Below are 17,114 nucleotides of genomic sequence, written 5' to 3'. Positions count from 1 at the left end.
GAGATGACAATTGAGCGAACTTTGGTACACAGAGAAGCAGACGAAAAACTTTGGCATTACGATGAAGGTTAACAAGACGTTACATACAGAACAAACGGAGTTTCAGCATTTAGAAATGGTGGAAACAGAAGAGTTCGGCAACATGCTGTTTTTGGACGGCATGGTGATGACATCTGAAAAAGACGAATTCGTTTATCACGAAATGGTGGCGCATGTGCCATTATTTACGCACCCAAATCCGGAGCACGTTCTTGTAGTCGGCGGCGGTGACGGCGGCGTTATCAGAGAAATCCTGAAGCACCCAAGCGTGAAAAAAGCGACACTTGTAGATATTGACGGCAAGGTGATCGAATACTCTAAAAAGTTCCTTCCTTCTATCGCAGGCAAACTGGATGATCCGCGCGTTGACGTGCAGGTAGATGACGGATTTATGCACATTGCAAAATCTGAAAATCAATACGACGTCATCATGGTAGATTCAACTGAACCAGTCGGACCGGCTGTAAACCTGTTTACAAAAGGATTCTACGCAGGAATCGCAAAAGCGCTGAAAGAAGACGGCATTTTTGTCGCGCAGACGGACAACCCATGGTTTACACCGGAATTAATCACAAATGTACAGCGCGACGTGAAGGAAATCTTCCCGATTACGAAGCTTTATACGGCGAACATTCCGACATATCCAAGCGGTTTGTGGACATTTACAATTGGTTCAAAGAAATATGATCCGCTTGCAGTGGAAGACAGCCGTTTCTTCGATATTGAGACGAAATATTACACAAAAGATATTCATAAAGCGGCGTTTGTTCTGCCGAAATTTGTGAGTGACCTGATTAAATAATGAAGGTATGGCGCAGGAGCGAATCTTGCGCTTTTTTACAGGAAAGCGAGGGTATTATAGATGAGATTTGATGAAGCTTATTCAGGAAAAGTATTTATCGCGAGCCGTCCCGAGTGGGAAGAGGCGGACGCCATTCTTTACGGCATGCCGATGGACTGGACAGTCAGCTATCGCCCGGGCTCACGCTTTGGTCCAAGCAGAATCCGTGAGGTGTCAATCGGCCTTGAGGAATACAGCCCATATTTAGACCGCGATCTGGCTGACTTGAACTTCTTTGACGCCGGCGACATTCCGCTGCCGTTCGGAAATCCGCAGCGAAGCCTGGATATGATTGAAGAGTACGTGGACAGCATTTTAGAAAAAGGGAAGTTCCCAATGGGTATGGGCGGGGAGCACCTCGTGTCATGGCCTGTCATTAAAGCGATGTACAAGAAATACCCAGACCTTGCGATTATCCATTTTGACGCACATACAGATCTTCGTGTTGATTATGAGGGAGAACCGCTTTCTCACTCCACGCCGATCCGTAAGGCGGCAGAATTGATCGGACCGCACAATGTGTATTCATTCGGAATCCGTTCCGGCATGAAAGAAGAGTTTGAATGGGCGAAGGAAAACGGCATGCACATCTCAAAATTTGAAGTGCTTGAACCGCTGAAAGAGGTGCTTCCGAAGCTGGCGGGCCGTCCGGTTTATGTCACAATTGACATTGACGTATTAGACCCTGCACACGCACCGGGTACAGGAACGGTTGACGCCGGCGGCATCACGTCTAAAGAACTGCTTGCATCCGTCCATGAAATTGCGCGTTCAAAGGTAAACGTAAAGGGCGCTGATTTAGTGGAAGTCGCACCGGTGTATGACCACTCAGAGCAAACGGCAAACACAGCCAGCAAAATCATCCGTGAAATGCTGCTTGGGTTTGTGAAATAGTTTTTAATAAAAAAGGGTCTGAATTACATCCAGGCCCTTTTTTATCTTTTAATTATTTAAAGTCATTTTATAAGAAATTCTTTTATTAGATTCGTCGTCTATTACAGTATAATAAGCAGATACTTTTGATGATTCAGGATTGAAATTTTTATAATTTACTTTTTCGTCGGGATACAAACTTAATCCTACATATCCTAGTACTGTTTTCCCTGGTGGAATCTCTGTATTGAATTGATACTTATCCGGCAAATCATAATTATAAGGCATCAATTGTTTATTATATTGATACTGACCAAAAAATAAAAAGTTTTTTCCGTCCGGTGAAAGATCCTCTAGAGTAATTTTATGATTAGAAGTATTTTCAGCATTAAAAGGCAAAATGTATATATATTTTATGGAATTTGTATCTTTATCAAATGACTTGACCGGCTTTAATGGTTTTAAAATATGAAATTTTATTCCTTTTCCTGTATCGATCGTTTGGTTTGCGGCAATATTAATATTTTTTGGAGTATATTTATCATTTTGGGCATTTACTGTATAGAAACGAACACAGCTGAAAGTTACTATTATTAATAAAACAATAAAGAAAATCCAACGTTTATTCATCTGTATCCTCCAGTTTACCTTCACTAATATCAATAATTCTGTCGACAACACTATTTTCACATAGTGTATCATCATGACTAGCCACTACAATCGTTGTGCCATTTTCTTTTTCGGTTTTTAGGATATCCAGTATAAGATTAATCCCTTTTTTGTCTAAGGCATTTGTCGGTTCATCTAAAAGAAGTAATTTGGGTTTTTCCATTATTGCTTGAGCAATTCCTAAGCGTTGCTTCATCCCTAAAGAATAGCGTTTGACTTTACGCTTATCTTCGGGGTCTAACCCAACTTTTCTTATTACTTCTTTGATTTCTTCATCAGATACTTTTTTCTTGATAGAAGCAAGGAATTTCAGATTTTGAAATCCCGAATAGACAGGGATGAAGCTCGGGTATTCAATTAACAGACCTGTATGTTCAGAGAAGTCAATATCTTTTCCGATCACGAGGCCGTTAACATAAACTTCGCCTTTTGTTAATGTTAGCAGTCCGGCGATCGCTCTTAAAATCATTGTCTTTCCAGATCCATTATGGCCTCTTAACACGACAAATTCGTTTTCTTTAATTGAAAAACTGATATCATCTAATACATGATTTCCCTTTAATTTTTTTACTATATTTTTACACTCGATATAAGACGTCATAATTACTCTCCTAAAATATCTGTTTTTTTAATAAAAACTAGGCTGATAAAAGTACAAGCTGCACAGAAAATAAGTGCAATTAATAAAAAGTCAGAGGCATGAAAAAAACGACCATCTGAGTAGTTAATGTTCATGCGCGAATAATCAATAAAAGCCCACTTTCCAGCCATAGCAAATGAAGCGATGAATAAAGAGCTGTGAAAAAAAATAGATATTACAATATAAGCAACAATAATAATAAATGCAGATATAAAAGATATCATGAAAGTTAAAGTTTCTAGCAAAACTGCATACATAAACGAAACTAAGATTTGAATTAACATAAATAATATTACCTTGCTGTTCAGTTCTGCTGTAAAGCCATTAAATGAGGTAAATAACATAATGTATATAAAAAGCCATACGCACCAAATAGATACAATCAGAACAAACAGTGACAGAAGTTTGCTGAATATATATACTCCTTTTTTGGGGAGTTTTGGAAGGATATAAGCTCCAGAAATTTGAATGTCACTAAACATAAAATTACCCACAATCAACAAAGGCAGCACTTGAAAACTAATCCATTGTAGAGGGATAGATAATCTATGCTGTGTATATAAGATATGTAGATCAAAGAAATTCATCGAATGAAATAGTGTGGTCAGGCTGTCGGAAAAACTTTGATGTTCTAGCTGTCCCGTCTTATTGCTATTCCAGAGGAAGCATAAAAGAAGGAGGGCAACAGCTAAGCTAATGACAAAGTATGTAATCTTACTTTCATTGAAACGCATGACAATATCACGTTTCAGCATATTCATAAAAGACAATCAGTTTGCTCCTTTCTCCTCAACCTGCTGTAAATAATTGCGTCGCTTTATAGATTCTATAGAAATCCCGAATAATGACAACATAATCCCTAATCTAATCAATAATAATTCAGCCGAATCACTTAATTCCAGCACAAAACCATTTAAAAAGAGCATACCATTACATGCAAGGTAATCAATCAAAAATAAAAGAATGAATAGAAAAACTACAATGATTTGATTCAAATACAGTAAAATAAATGAAACAACATAACAAATGAAAATAAATGCAAAGACATGAGTGATGAAAGATATCGGGGTCACATACAATAGTCCCGTATCATTGAATATACATAAAGTATATAATTCACCCATAATGATAATCCCGTATACTGCTGAAAATAAAAGTGTTTTTAAAAGGTATATCATTGTTAGATAAGGTGCATTGTTTACTCGGATTACAGTATAAATTGAAAAGTAATCGGATGAGATCAAAACAGAAAATACAACGGCAGCAGGGCATAAAATAGAAACGAGATGCCAATAGGAAAAAATATTTTCCAGTACAAAACTATCATCACTACCATTTTCTTGATGAAAAAAGAAATAAACAGCAATTAACTGTAGCAGTAATGCGACGGTGATACCCGGCCACTTCATTCTTAATGTTGATTTTAGAGTATTATAATAAAACACGGCGTTTTTTTCCCCACATATAAAGTAAAGTAGTTACAATGAACACGCTAAGGTTCAAATAAATAAACTTATCTACACTCAAAAACCCTCCATCGTTAACAATATATTTCATTGGATTGTAATGGTTGTTGAGTAAAGTAAAGCCTATCAAATTAATTAAGAAAGGTATGATATAAACAAAATATTTCTTTTTAATAAAAAATGATAAAGCTAATCCAATGGAAGAGAGAATGGCACCGTACAAACCATTTAGTATAAATAAAATGAGAGTATAAATCAGCGAGTTTTCATAATAAAGGTTTGCTAAATCAGTTCCGCCCAAAACGATTGGGTCCATATAATTGACGATTCCGTCCGGATTTACTGAAGGATATGTCATCATCAGCAAGTAAAGGTTTAATAATAATGGTAAAAAAATAACCAAAAAAGAAATCACAACATTCAATCCAAATAATACTGTAAAGTATTTCTTTTTAGTTGTTTTCGTTATAACATTCATAAAAAATCCAGTATTTTTATCTTCACGGTACATACCGGACATTGGAAGTGATGCTAATAACGGAAGAATGAGAATCCAGACAGTCTGAGCTGAGGTTGTATTTCCTTCTGCAATATTCGACAAAAACGGTGAGTTATGGATTTCATAAGGAAGATTGATCTTCTGATGAAAGAAGAGTATACCTAGATAACTGACGATCATAAGAACGATACTAATGAATAAAGAAAAATAAATCTCTTTATTTTTCAATAAACGCTTTAAAAAGAACGAAATCATGTGCGAGGCTCCTGTTTTTTTTATTAAAACTCTGTGTGAGTTTTGGATAGTTTTATTTTAATAAACAATCTTGAAGAGTGGATATTATTTTTACCTTAAAAAGCGATCTTACATGTTTAATGTAAGATCGCTTTGTTTTAGAAAAGCTATTAATAGATTGTATAATTTCCCTTAGGTTTTACGCTGTCAGGACTCCAATCAGTTGGGAAAGAATCACTGCTGCGGCTGTAACCGCCAAACCTTACGGGTACATTTCTCCCGTAATCTTCAACAGCAGTGTTGGAAAATAAGTATGTATGACCCGGGTGTACTGTTCCTTCGTGAGTTCCACCACCGGATACATTGTGCCAGTCGCGCCCGCCAGAGTGAACGTTTTTATCTGCCTCTGCCCATACATTAAATTTACCTCCATCATCTTTCTTTAGGAGATGCATATACATGTAGCTTCTATTTTGTTTTCTTCGAGCAGTTGTATAGTCGTAAGGGCTGTACCATCTGAAAGTAAAATGCACCCTTGAATCGCTCGTATTTGCTTTTGCATGAACCGCCTGTGTAACACCCAGTGAGGAAACTGCGATCCCAAACATGATGATGAGTAAACTAATCCTTTTTTTGAATTGAACTTTCAAAATAAATCCTCCATTTTTAAACTTCAATTGAAGTGATACTGAACTTAAGTCATATATATATTAGTTCAAAAAAAAGGAAAAGTAAACATATTTTTATTTTTATATAATAAAAATTATCTTGTTTCCTATGTTTGTGGGTTAGGTAACCAATTTAAATTAGTTAGTAATAATATTTAGAGATTCAAAAAATAAAACTTTTGTCCCGATTGTGTATTTAACAAAAAAACAACCGGTGAAAACCGGTTGTATTCATTAGATCATTCCTCGTTGTGCAACTTCAATTTGGTGTGTAGGTGCATTTGCAATAGTTGTTGCCACGAACACAGTGCTTAGAGCCAGACAAGAGAGTAATAGTTTAGACTTCAATTTCATACAAACTCACTCCTCCTTGAATAAGTTGCCTTACTTGTTCCACCTTCAAAAAATAAGCAGAAGCTTTTTGAAAATTTTTACGTTCATGATAATATTTTGCCACATCAATAGCGAAATCTTCAAGATCAGCATACAACATTTTACTTTCGAGAAAATCAAAAAATCCTTGAATTGCTTCTTCATCCGGGCCTGATAAGTATAAAGATTTCAAAAATTCAAACTCTGATAAATATATTACATCTCCGGCCTTTTGTGAATAAGCCATTCCCTTACTATGATATTCATGAGCTTTATCCATTTTTCCTAATTTATAATGGATCTGTGTAATTAAAAAATACGCTTGAGGTAAGGAAGGAAGAATATTTGATTCTTCAAAAACAGCTATTGCTCTTTTGAAATAAGGTATGGCATCCTCATATTGGCTTTGGCTGTTTTTACAAAGCCCGATATTGTACAAAGTTCTTCCCATTAATTGGGGCTGCTTTTCAGCTTCTGCCATAGAATAAGCTTTTTGAAAATGTGAGACGGCATCCTCATACTGTTTTAAATCTAAAAAATTGGTGGCAAATAAAGAATGACACTGCAGCAATCTTATATTATAAGCTTCATTTTCTTTGTATATTTCATATGCTAGCCGTGCATAGTCCATTGAAAAATACGTTTGTTTCATATAGTAATAAGATTCAGACATCTTAAAGAAAAACTCAGCTTTCTCTATCCGATCCTTAACGAATATCAGCTTGCTTTCGGCCTTTTTGAAAAATTTAATAGCCGACAGATATTCCCGCTGATCCAGCTCATACATGCCCCTGAAGAAATTAAAATAGTACTCAAGCAGACCAGTTAAACGAGCCTGTTTTTTATCAATCTCAAGCAGCAGATCAGACAGTCTCGGCTGTTCCTCAATCCTCATTTTTTCTAACGGTTCAAGGTACTCAAGCATCAGGTTGTGCCGAAACTCCATCAGTGAATAGTACAAATGAAGGTCTTGATCTTCTTCCATGTGATCCAGCTCTTGCTTAATTTCTCGTCGCAAATATTCTGCATCGGGTATGCTGAATCGGCGTATGTACATATACCATTCGTTAATCTTTTCTCCGATGGAAGAAGAAGATATGACACCTGTCACGTTTGCAAATCCCTCCCTTCATAATTCTATATATGTCATATTTTATCATCAACATTCTTGTGAGAAGCGCAAAAAAACCGCAATTTTTTCTTTCGTTACACCGCATGTTTGGAGATATATTTTCAAAAAGAAGCGTTTACCCTCGGCAATTTGTACAAGCAAACAGATTCAACTTCCATATTCTGTTATATCTGCGTGAGCAGTGTATGTCTGAAAAGGAAGTGAAGGAATGAGAAAAAATAAGCTTTCCTTTAAAGAAAAAGCAGGAGCAGAACAAGAAGAGTGCTTATGTTTTTGTGAGGGAGAAGCAAGACGAGAAGCCATGTTTCAAGCACCGATTGAATTACCTGAAGGGTTTGTCGTTGATCCGGCTGAAGCTGTTGCAAACGTGACGTGGAATGCAGACAGCCTTTCTTGTGTCAGTGACCGTTGCTTAATTCAAACGGGGCCAGAGCCTGATGAGGTCGGTGTTCAATTTGCAGTGCGCCTGCAGGGAACCGTTACGCTACTCGTCAGTGTCTCACCTGTGCGAAATCAATATGGACAAGGGGACGGGGCTGTTTCCGTCATTCACAATGCAGAAATCGATCAAGTCGTCTATTATTCCGATGAACCGGATGATTGCCCGGATATCAGTGACATCACGATTGAGAACCTTGTTGTTGTTCCGCCGTTTTACGGCAGTCCTTTATCGGTGACGGGGACGATTGTGCTTGTACCGGAGCCGGAACCCGTCTACGCGTTTACAGCGAATCCAAATGATCAATCAGTTTCTGTGATTGATACAAACACCCATACTGTTGTGACAACGATTGCTCTTCCGTACAATCCGGCAGGTATTGAAATTACGCCAGATAAAAGCGCTGTGTTTGTCTTACATCCCAACAATAATGTGATTTCTGTCATCGATTATGACACATTAACAGTGACAGCAACTATATTGCTGGATCAGCCGCCTCGATTGATTAGATTTATCCCTAATCATGAGTTTGCTTATGTTTTCACCGGTACTGCCATTTATGTGATTGGAATTGATACGTTGACTGTTGAGAGGTCTATTCCTGTAGAAGGTTTTGATATTGCAATTGACCCCAATGGGTTGTTCGCCTATGTTCTTAATTTTGGGTTAGTGCAAAAAGTGGACTTATCTACCGGTGAAGTCTTAGGAACGATTGAACGAGAGCTTATCGTATCATCCATAGAAACAGATTCTACGGAGCGGTATGCGTATGTATTAGAACAAGAATTCTTATTCAATTATTTGACGGTTATTGATTTAAATACGTTTACGATCAGGGATACCCAAGAGCTGGAGCCTGACGGGCTATATGTAATGTTTACGAGTGGATCAGAGGTGTATTTACATGACAGCTTCACTGGCAATTTATATTCTGTCAGTCCGAATGGAGCAGGTGTAATTGGAAATCTTCCGCAATCAGCAACAGACTATGCGTTTACCCCGAATGGCGATTTTCTGTATGCAACTCGTTTTATAGAGCAGAGCATCATTGTTTACAACACAGATGATTATTCTGAGGAAACTGTGATATCTCTTGGGGTTTCACCGGGTGCCATTGCGATTTAACCGCTGCATGTTGTGCATTTCTAAAAGGACGTGAAATCATGAAAAAGAATGATCTTTCTGCTTTACAGGAAAATTGTTTCTGTTTTTGTGATGAGGAAATTAGCCGGGAAGCGCCGTTTCAAGTGCCGATAGATATCCCTGAGGGCTTCAAGGTTGATTCGGCCGAAGCGTCAGCGGCTGTTACATGGAGTACAGACAATTTGTCCTGTATCAGTGAGCCTTGCTTAATCCAGACTGGGCCGGAACCAGAAGATATCGGTGTTCGATATGCTGTGAGAGTACAAGGGACCATTACGCTTCTTGTCAGTGTGTCGCCTGTGCGAAATCAATATGGACAAGGCAATGGGGCGGTTTCTGTGATTCATACTGAAGAGATTGATCAAGTTGTTTATTATGCAGCACAGTCTGGCCGCTGTCCTGATTTCAGTCAAATAACAGTGGAAGATCTGCTCATTGTACCGCCTTTCTACGGCAGTCCGCTTACGGTGGCCGGGACACTTGTTTTACCGCCATCGCCAGACCCTCAATCGTATGTGTTTACTGCCAATACTGGAGACAGCACGGTTTCGGTCATTGATGCAGATTTAAACACTGTTGTAAAAACAATCCCGTTTTCTGCTGTGCCAACTAATCTAGGCGTTACTTTCGATAAAGCATTCACGTATGTCCTCCATGGAAATACCAACCTTGTCTCAGTGATTGATAATAAAACATTAACCATCATAAATACTATCACTGTTGGAGGAGGGCCAAGAAAGATTGAATTTGATCCAACAGATGAGTTCGCGTACGTGATGGCCGCCGGATCTATATATGTGATTAACACGGCCTCTCAATCGGTCATTGATGTCATTCCGATACCCGGCGCTTTAGACTTTGCTCTTGATCCGAATGGACAGTATGTCTATACCGCTAATGGAAGCAGTTGGTCGGTTGATAAATATGATGTAAATACTGGGCAGTTGGCAGAAAGTATCATAGATTCATTTGAATTTCCCAGTTTAATTGCAACTCCTTACGCTGGAAATTTTGCGTACGTGTTGAATGGTGAGCTGTGGCCGAAAGGTGTAACGGAGATTAGTTTGTCACCATTAAGCAGGGGAGGGGACTTCAGCCGTTTATTTGAAACGCTGAGAACGATTGTATTTTCTCTCGATAGTACTAGAGCTTATTTTCTAGAGCCATATAGTGAACCGTTTCTCATTAATAACTTATATGTAGTTAATACGGCCAGACAGAGGATCATTGCAAACGTGTCTCTCCCCGGCGCTTTTGACCTCGCCGTAACGCCGGACAAACAGTATATTTATGCGGCACAGCCCAACGACAATGCTGTGACCGTGTACCGCACAAGTGATTATACAGCCGTGACGGTGATTCCGGTTGGCGCGGGTCCGTCTGCGATTGCGATGTAGCTATTTTATAGATCAAGAGAAGCGGTGCTGCGATAAGAGAATCGTTTATAAATAAATGATCCGATTTGCTGGATGGCAGCCAGGATAATCAGAAACAGCAGTTCACTTATAGAGAAACTGAGCATCCACCAAATCCCGGCTGCTGCCAGCACTCCCGCAAACACTTTTCTGAACAGGCTGCCGTGCCGGAAAAGCTGCCGCAAATACGTTCGCATGCAAAACAATAAATACAGGATCAGTAGCATCGCAAGTCCCATTGAAAGGGCAGGGGGCGTGTGAAGGCGGAAAGGGACGGCTTTAACGATTTCGAACATGCAGCCGAATATGATGACTTGGCACAACACGGCAGCCATCACGTATGTTTGGCGGACGTTTTTATAGCTGTCACGCAGCGATTTGACGTCTTCTGCATATCGGCTGCACAAGTTGTGTTGCTGAAAGTCACAGCAGCTTTGATGAGACTGTGTGAGTTTCTGAAAAGCTGCTGTCATGTTTTTCACAGATTGGGTGACATAATGAAGATAGAGAAAAGCAGGCAGCATCAGGAGGGCAGCGGTACAAGCCAGCAGTCCGAGCCGCACAGCATCATTGTTGATCATCTGTACATATTGGGCGGCGGCTTCGGCAAAGGCCTGAACCCAGCCGAAGGAATAAGCCGCCATACCTATAAGCAGCAATAAAAGGGTAAAGACAGTGTTTTTTTTCATTGTCTGATCGCCTCTTTCTGAGAAACGTGAATGATCGCTTTGTTAGAAGATGTAATTGCATCAATGAGAGACAAGAAAACCTGCGCATCCATATCTTGAATGATGTGGTACATGTCAAGAAACGAGCAATCGCACCTGTCACACTCGGCTGCCCACTCGAAGCATTTACGCACATAATCGCTGTCATAAATGATCGCGTCTGTCAAAGAGTCCTTGCCGTATTGAAGCCAGGCGGCAACCTGTTCTTTCTTCTGTGTGACATAGTATGAAGCCACATCGATATAAGCTGAAGAATGGGCCCCTTGACTGTGAAGGATCAAGAAACCGCCATCCTCATATATATAAGTCTCGGCTGACAAGCGATCGATTTCCAGATGGTACGTTTGCTGAATCTCTTGAAAAAACGGTGAATCGAATTGAAATAGAATACGAGACGCGATATCCCAATAAAGCTTTATCGACAACAGATCGTTTTGCCCGGGAAGTGCGCCGATCTGTAATCCGGTCCAGGTATCTTCCATCCGCTCCTCATCACCCAGCACCATTTTTTGTGAGAGGGCTGGAGGGCTTGCCGGAATGATTTTTCTTTCAGCATGATAATCCGGACGCTTTTCCAGCTGGAGGTGAGGAGGCAAAAGCGTTTCTGTATTTTCTGAGCCCCCAATCAAAAACAGCGTCATCCGATGGGCTTGGTAGGCAGCCTTATAGGCTTTTTGTAAATCATTGATGTCCAGCGCCTCAATATCTTCGATTCTGCCTGCGGGGAAAACGGCAGCTGGTGAGGAGGGAGAAAGCATGCTGATCAGCTGATAATGATATGAGAGCTGATGGTTAAGGTGTGCTGTTTGAATTTCGCTTGTAATCACAGCTTTTTCCTGAGCGACAATCTTCTTGTCAAATGAGTGGTTCCATAAAGCATCAAGCAGGATGGGGATCGTTTGTGTGAGCCGATCCGGTAATGAGGTAAACATGAAATTGGTATCGGTGTAGGTAGTGAATGCGTTTAAAAGCGCGCCATGCGCAAAAAAATCACTGTACAGATTGCGGCCGTTATGCCAGAAGAGAAGATGCTCTAAAAAATGCGCTGTGCCATACGGAAGCAGTGTATCACCGGATTCTGCCCGTATACATACATCCCGGCTTCCAAAATCGATTTTTACATTGCACAGCCGCAGGTGGGCGCGGGGGAATTTCAATCTGAATATTTTTAGTCCGCTGTCTGTGTATCTGATATCGGTTCGTTCATCCAGCTGTTGAAAAAAGGCTTTCTTTTCCATCTCTTCATCCCCTTACTACATGAGCTCCGATATAATTGATGGTCGCTATGAATTGCAATACATCACGGCATGTAACCGCTGAGATGCCATCCAGCAAGGCTTCTTTCGTGCAGGAGAAGCGGCGCAGGATCCCCATATAGGCCAATAGACCTTCGGGAGAATCGAATTGCAGCAGCAATTCATTGCGTAAAAACTGCTTTGCCTGTTCTAGTTCCCGCTCATCTGTATGAAAAGCTGAGACAGCTTCCAAAACGCGCGGGGGAATGTCTTTCTCATGAAGCTGATCTGTACATATTGAAACAAGCAGCAAATTGTTCATGACATCGTAACGGGTGATAACGTGATAGACTGCCAGATCCTTCTCTCTGAAGTGCTTGAATAAAGCGGAATGGCCGTACTTTCCCAGTAATCCGTCTATTAGCTGTATTTTGATATAATCGCTGGCATCTTTCATCTCTCCGCAGTCAAATCCGAGTGTCAAGACGGAAGGACCTGCAGCGCTGCGAGTCTCTGTTTCAAAAACATGCCGGTTTACGGGTATTCTTCCGGACGTTACAGCGGACGTTTGCGGGGCATGTCCCCGAACATCACATGCTTGTACTTGTCCCAATATGTTCAGCTGTTTTTGCTGGGATACTAAATCAACGATAAAGTCCGTTGCGTCGAGAAACCGTTTAGGATGAATCGCCTTTATCCTGTCTTTCCGGCCAAACATGCCTGTGCCGTACATCGGGTTTCCGAAGACCTCCTCAGCCAAGCGAGCCGCCGAGTAGGAGAAGGGATCAGCGAATTTCTTTTCGATTCTCAGCAGCAGCTCATTCCTGGCCTTTTCAACTGCTTCGAATGATAGAGAAGAAGGGAAAGACAAGTCTGCAAAAGTTTTCATCAGGGCGTCAACATGAAGATTCCCGTTATATAATGGGTGAATCAAACGGGTCCCGCAGGTTTTCAGCTGCTGATCAAAAAAGAGATTCGCTGAGTACATGAAACGGCTGCCGGCAGCACAACCGAAAGCGTCAATGATTTGCTCCTTCAGGTACGCGGCGGCGCCGTAAAAATAAATTGTTTCTTCCTCAGGTTCCGCCGCGCTTTCGATCGGTTTCAGAAAGCTCGCGGCGATTGATATAGTTGAAAATTGATGAGTCTTCAGCAGGTTAACTTCCAAGCCGTTCTCTTTTGCTTGTATCAAAGAAACCACCATCCTGTTTTTGCAGGTAATAGACTATGACCAGACCGGCTATCGGAATGACCGCCAAGGATACAGCGGTGCCGGCTAATGTGGCTAAGAATAGGGGAAGACAAAACAGATAAGACCGATATTTTGAGAAACCGCTCCATAGCTGCTGCTCCGTCTGCCAGCTGAAGGAGGGCCTTTTTTCATCCGCAGTTAACCTGATAAAAGCTCCCGCCAGCAGCAACTCAATGCACTGCAAAAAAGTGAGAACTGAAATCGGACGGCCGCTGATGAAACCCACAATCATCACGACAAGGAGAAATCCGCCTGCCAATAGGCCTGAATAAAAGCGATATTTCGCCCAAAACATCGTTTTCCGCTTGATCGGAAGCGTGATGAGCAGCATCCGGTCATTTTTTTCAATCGAGTACAAAAGGGCGATCGGCGAGCAGATGAGCAAAAGCGCGGAAATCACGATATAAATCGCTTGCTGATTGAAGATGCCGGTGTTCATCATCTGGAACGAAAAGAATCCGCTGAACGCCGCCATCACCGCGTAATTTAACAGCATCGCTTTAGAAGAGATAAATCGGTTCCATTCTCTTTTGTAAAACGAAAATTCAGATCGCCGCATAAATGAATGCATCTTGCTCTGCTGCGGAGGCGTCTGCAGAAAAACAGGAAAGTCAAAGATCACCGCCCACAGCATATGCACCGCGCAAAGCGAAAGCGTGGCGGCCGGCATCAAAGCGGCGCTGAGACATACACAGGCGAATATCGCCGCATGCAGCAGAAACATCAAGTTCTTCTTTTTGACGAAGTGGTTGCTTAGCACAACTCCGAAAATAATGGAGTAAACGGTAAAAAACGAAAACCTGCCGAGCCAAAACAATGTTTGCGCCCCTGACAGCGTTCCGTTTCCAAATAAGAACAGCGGTAAAATAAAAAAGAATAAAGTTCTTCTCAAACAGGTATCGACAAACAAAACGACACTCTGGGCGAGCCAAAAGCTCCGTGAAGAAATCGGCAGCAGGCAGCTCAGTTTCATATAAGATTCCTTCCATTGAGATGTCACAGAAAGAAACACCATATATGCGTTCATTAAGAGAAGCGCGAGTATGATATACGTTTTGCGCAACACCGATTCATCAATGCCGGCCTGGCGGATCAGCCCAATTTCAAACACGGCCAGAATGACAAGGCCTGCGGCAATGCGGATGGCGTCCTTTTTCCCTTGCCGGCTGTAAAGCTGTTTGAACAGCAAAGACATGATAGGGATTATGTTATTCATGGCCGATCACCTCAAAAAATTCCCGCCGCAGATCGGTCTCCTCTCCAATCGGAATGACCTTTTGGATCTGTTTGTTGTGAAGAATAGCCGCATAATCACAAAATCTTTGCACGACATCGAGCAGATGAGAAGAAAACAAAATGGTCCCGCCTGCTTCACAGTACTCACGCATTTTCTGATAAAAGACCTCTATCGATTCCACATCCAAACCGACGAGCGGCTCATCCAAAATAAACAGGGGAGCGCGCAGCAATAAGCCTGTCATCAATACAACCTTTTGCCTGTTCCCCAAGGACAGCTCCGAAATTCTCCTGTTGATGTATTTCGAAAAATGAAAGGCCTCGGCCAAACTGGCAAACTGCTGCTCTGAAAAATCCTTTTGATAAAGCGAATGGACGAAAGACACATAGTCCTTCGCCGTAATTTCTGTAAATAGCAGCGGGTAATCGGCGGCGAAGTAACGGTGAGTCTTCAGCTGATCTGATGTTTTCTGCGGCATGCCGGCCTCCGCTTCAATTCCGCACAGTGTAAAGCGCCCGCTGAAATTGCGGTTCACGCCTGTCAGCGTATTAATCAGTGTCGTTTTTCCGGCGCCGTTTACCCCAAGCAACCCGTAAACGGCGCCTTTTTCTAAATGTAAATCCACTTGTTCTAAGATGACGTTGTCCCGTTCATACCAAACGGATACATCGTGTATATCCAAAATGCTCATCGCGAGTCAGCCTTCCGCGCGCGCATCCCGAACAGAATGGCAATGGCAATGAAAATCAGCGTAAACAGATAATCGCTTTTGACAAAATAGACGACTGCGCCGATGACAAAGATAAATGAAAGGATATACAGTAAAATTCTTCTTTGTGCTGGTGACAAATCGTTTCCCTCCTAAATAAGCTGGACCACGTCTTCTAATTGTTCATTTTTCGCCCAAGAGCAAATGTTTTTTCGGTGATATTTGTTAGAGTTCAGCCCTTTTAAGTAACAGCCTCCGCAATAGCCGCTGAACGGGCATTTGTCTTTCATGCAATGTTCGCTGAACCGTGGTGCTTGCGCTTGCCACAGTTTATGGACGAGAGGGGAGTTAAAGATGCTTTCATAGGAATCATGAAAAATATTTCCCAATGAAAATTCCTTTGGAAAGAGGGCGCAAGGACGTACTTCGCCGAACGGGCTGATCACAATGGACTTCCAGCCAGCGCCGCAATTTGCCGCGCGTTTTCTCTCATAGGGAATAATCGGAATCAGATCTTTAAACTCATCAATCACATTTTGCTCGTATTCCATAAACTTGCGGTGCTGCTCGGCGTCTTTCGTTGGATGGACAATATCTCTGCCTCTTCCGAAATCATCAACCCAATTGTAAGAGAACGCCTTCGCCCCGAGATCCCGAACCTTTTGGGCCATATCGTGGATTTCCCACATGTTTTTTTCGAAGACAGACATGGCGACTCTGACAAATATACCGTGGTCACTCAACAATTTTATCGTTTTACAAGTTTGGGCAAAAGAGCCTTTTCTCCCTCTAAAGGAGTCATGGACCTCGGAATTGACACTATCAAGAGAAATGCCGACGATGATTTTTTGCTTGTAAGCCTTCAAAAGCTCCAAACTCTCTTTTCGCATGAGTGTTCCGTTTGTTAAGACAGCGACTTTTTTGAACTTTTTACACACATAGTCAAGAATCTCATTGGCGTTTGGATGGACAAAAATTTCTCCGCCTGTGATTTCGCATGTCAATACACCGTTATCAAACAGCATATCAGCCGTTTTTTTGAATTGCTCAATCGACACGGTGCCGAGCGCTTCAGGTGAGCTTTCCAAATAACAGTGGGCGCATTTCAAATTACAGCGGTGCGTCAGTTCAAAGGTGGCGTGCAGGGGCATCGGAAATTCATTGCTTCCGCTCGTGGTGATTGTATGGCGGCTGGCCCGGTTTCCAAGCTGAATAACCTGCTTGTTCTGGAGCATGTTGAGCATGTCGTAATACCAATCTTTATGGTCTTCCGGTGATTCATCATACACTGCACATTGCTCAGCTAAAATCTGCTCAGCTGTTTTTTGGCCATCCATGCGCATGCAGAGCTCGTAAGCCGTTTTGTTGAGATCCAAATACTCAAAGTCAGAAATGGTGACATTATCGCGCAAGTAGTCGATTTCTAACACGCCGCCCTCAGGAAGCTGGTGAACTCTTACACTTTCATTAATAAATGGAAACATCTGCTCTATAAACAAAATACCATCCCCTATACATATGAT

General features: G+C 41.6%; 20 protein-coding genes. 5 read left to right on the top strand and 15 right to left on the bottom strand.

Translation table 11 applies throughout. The features are described 5' to 3' along the window. Window positions 1–10: 10 nt before the first annotated feature. Window positions 11–841 carry a spermidine synthase gene (gene speE / locus NYE53_RS18970; protein WP_003227543.1) on the top strand — a complete coding sequence of 277 codons (831 nt, stop codon included), beginning with the start codon at window positions 11–13 and terminating at the stop codon, window positions 839–841. Window positions 842–901: 60 nt separating this feature from the next. Then, window positions 902–1,774: an agmatinase gene (gene speB / locus NYE53_RS18965; RefSeq protein WP_339246202.1), complete on the top strand. Its 873-nt coding sequence runs from the start codon at window positions 902–904 to the stop codon at window positions 1,772–1,774. Between the two features lie 48 nt (window positions 1,775–1,822). On the opposite strand, the gene NYE53_RS18960 is transcribed toward speB, so the two are convergent. The 8 genes from NYE53_RS18960 to rapF form a co-directional block, all read right to left on the bottom strand. Continuing rightward, on the bottom strand, window positions 1,823–2,383 hold the full coding sequence (locus NYE53_RS18960; protein ID WP_015714897.1) for a hypothetical protein: 561 nt from the start codon (window positions 2,381–2,383) through the stop codon (window positions 1,823–1,825). Then, window positions 2,376–3,023, bottom strand: a complete 648-nt coding sequence (locus tag NYE53_RS18955) for an ABC transporter ATP-binding protein (RefSeq protein ID WP_339246200.1) — start codon at window positions 3,021–3,023, stop codon at window positions 2,376–2,378. Before NYE53_RS18955 ends, NYE53_RS18960 begins: the two co-directional genes overlap by 8 nt. 2 nt (window positions 3,024–3,025) lie before the next feature. Then, window positions 3,026–3,823 carry a hypothetical protein gene (locus tag NYE53_RS18950; RefSeq protein WP_231573542.1) on the bottom strand — a complete coding sequence of 266 codons (798 nt, stop codon included), beginning with the start codon at window positions 3,821–3,823 and terminating at the stop codon, window positions 3,026–3,028. 9 nt (window positions 3,824–3,832) lie between these two features. Continuing rightward, window positions 3,833–4,507 (bottom strand): hypothetical protein, encoded by a 675-nt coding sequence (locus NYE53_RS18945; protein ID WP_339246198.1) that lies wholly within the window; start codon window positions 4,505–4,507, stop codon window positions 3,833–3,835. Further along, window positions 4,494–5,282: a membrane protein gene (locus NYE53_RS18940; RefSeq protein ID WP_015714893.1), complete on the bottom strand. Its 789-nt coding sequence runs from the start codon at window positions 5,280–5,282 to the stop codon at window positions 4,494–4,496. The genes NYE53_RS18945 and NYE53_RS18940 overlap by 14 nt, the downstream gene beginning before the upstream one ends. A gap of 149 nt (window positions 5,283–5,431) precedes the next feature. Continuing rightward, entirely contained in the window at window positions 5,432–5,911 is a 480-nt protein-coding gene (locus NYE53_RS18935) for a hypothetical protein (RefSeq protein ID WP_339246195.1), read from the bottom strand. Window positions 5,912–6,163: 252 nt separating this feature from the next. Further along, window positions 6,164–6,283 (bottom strand): phosphatase RapF inhibitor PhrF, encoded by a 120-nt coding sequence (gene phrF / locus NYE53_RS18930; protein ID WP_009968329.1) that lies wholly within the window; start codon window positions 6,281–6,283, stop codon window positions 6,164–6,166. Next, window positions 6,267–7,412 (bottom strand): response regulator aspartate phosphatase RapF, encoded by a 1,146-nt coding sequence (rapF, locus tag NYE53_RS18925; RefSeq protein WP_339246192.1) that lies wholly within the window; start codon window positions 7,410–7,412, stop codon window positions 6,267–6,269. Before rapF ends, phrF begins: the two co-directional genes overlap by 17 nt. A gap of 2 nt (window positions 7,413–7,414) precedes the next feature. On the opposite strand from rapF, the gene NYE53_RS18920 reads away from it, so the two are divergent. The 3 genes from NYE53_RS18920 to NYE53_RS18910 are packed head-to-tail and all read left to right on the top strand — an operon-like array spanning window position 7,415 to window position 10,412. Beyond that, on the top strand, window positions 7,415–7,645 hold the full coding sequence (locus NYE53_RS18920) for a hypothetical protein (protein WP_339246190.1): 231 nt from the start codon (window positions 7,415–7,417) through the stop codon (window positions 7,643–7,645). Continuing rightward, window positions 7,642–8,997, top strand: coding sequence for a YncE family protein (locus NYE53_RS18915; protein ID WP_339246187.1), 1,356 nt, complete (start codon window positions 7,642–7,644; stop codon window positions 8,995–8,997). The genes NYE53_RS18920 and NYE53_RS18915 overlap by 4 nt, the downstream gene beginning before the upstream one ends. Window positions 8,998–9,035: 38 nt before the next feature. Further along, on the top strand, window positions 9,036–10,412 hold the full coding sequence (locus NYE53_RS18910; RefSeq protein WP_339246185.1) for a YncE family protein: 1,377 nt from the start codon (window positions 9,036–9,038) through the stop codon (window positions 10,410–10,412). A gap of 5 nt (window positions 10,413–10,417) precedes the next feature. Here NYE53_RS18910 and albG read toward each other — a convergent pair whose 3' ends face one another. From albG to albA, 7 genes are read right to left on the bottom strand one after another with little or no spacing between them, the layout of a single operon-like run. Further along, complete coding sequence (albG, locus tag NYE53_RS18905; RefSeq protein WP_077670954.1) at window positions 10,418–11,119, bottom strand: antilisterial bacteriocin subtilosin biosynthesis protein AlbG; 702 nt, start codon at window positions 11,117–11,119, stop codon at window positions 10,418–10,420. Beyond that, the gene (locus NYE53_RS18900; protein WP_339246183.1) at window positions 11,116–12,396 is read right to left on the bottom strand and encodes a pitrilysin family protein; all 1,281 of its coding nucleotides are present in this window, start codon (window positions 12,394–12,396) and stop codon (window positions 11,116–11,118) included. The genes albG and NYE53_RS18900 overlap by 4 nt, the downstream gene beginning before the upstream one ends. Window positions 12,397–12,400: 4 nt before the next feature. Further along, window positions 12,401–13,561 (bottom strand): antilisterial bacteriocin subtilosin biosynthesis protein AlbE, encoded by a 1,161-nt coding sequence (gene albE / locus NYE53_RS18895; RefSeq protein ID WP_339248578.1) that lies wholly within the window; start codon window positions 13,559–13,561, stop codon window positions 12,401–12,403. Beyond that, window positions 13,551–14,861 carry an antilisterial bacteriocin subtilosin biosynthesis protein AlbD gene (albD, locus tag NYE53_RS18890; protein WP_339246182.1) on the bottom strand — a complete coding sequence of 437 codons (1,311 nt, stop codon included), beginning with the start codon at window positions 14,859–14,861 and terminating at the stop codon, window positions 13,551–13,553. The genes albE and albD overlap by 11 nt, the downstream gene beginning before the upstream one ends. Then, window positions 14,854–15,573 carry an ABC transporter ATP-binding protein gene (locus tag NYE53_RS18885; RefSeq protein WP_003227564.1) on the bottom strand — a complete coding sequence of 240 codons (720 nt, stop codon included), beginning with the start codon at window positions 15,571–15,573 and terminating at the stop codon, window positions 14,854–14,856. Before NYE53_RS18885 ends, albD begins: the two co-directional genes overlap by 8 nt. Next, on the bottom strand, window positions 15,570–15,731 hold the full coding sequence (gene albB / locus NYE53_RS18880) for an antilisterial bacteriocin subtilosin biosynthesis protein AlbB (RefSeq protein WP_003222006.1): 162 nt from the start codon (window positions 15,729–15,731) through the stop codon (window positions 15,570–15,572). Before albB ends, NYE53_RS18885 begins: the two co-directional genes overlap by 4 nt. Before the next feature lie 12 nt (window positions 15,732–15,743). Further along, entirely contained in the window at window positions 15,744–17,090 is a 1,347-nt protein-coding gene (gene albA / locus NYE53_RS18875; protein WP_339246180.1) for a subtilosin maturase AlbA, read from the bottom strand. Window positions 17,091–17,114: the final 24 nt, after the last annotated feature.

This window comes from Bacillus sp. FSL R5-0523, assembly GCF_037975295.1.
In the GTDB taxonomy this organism is placed as follows: Bacteria; Bacillota; Bacilli; order Bacillales; family Bacillaceae; genus Bacillus; species Bacillus subtilis.
The sequence above is the reverse complement of the archived record's forward strand: the minus strand, read 5'-3'. Positions and strand labels throughout refer to the sequence as shown.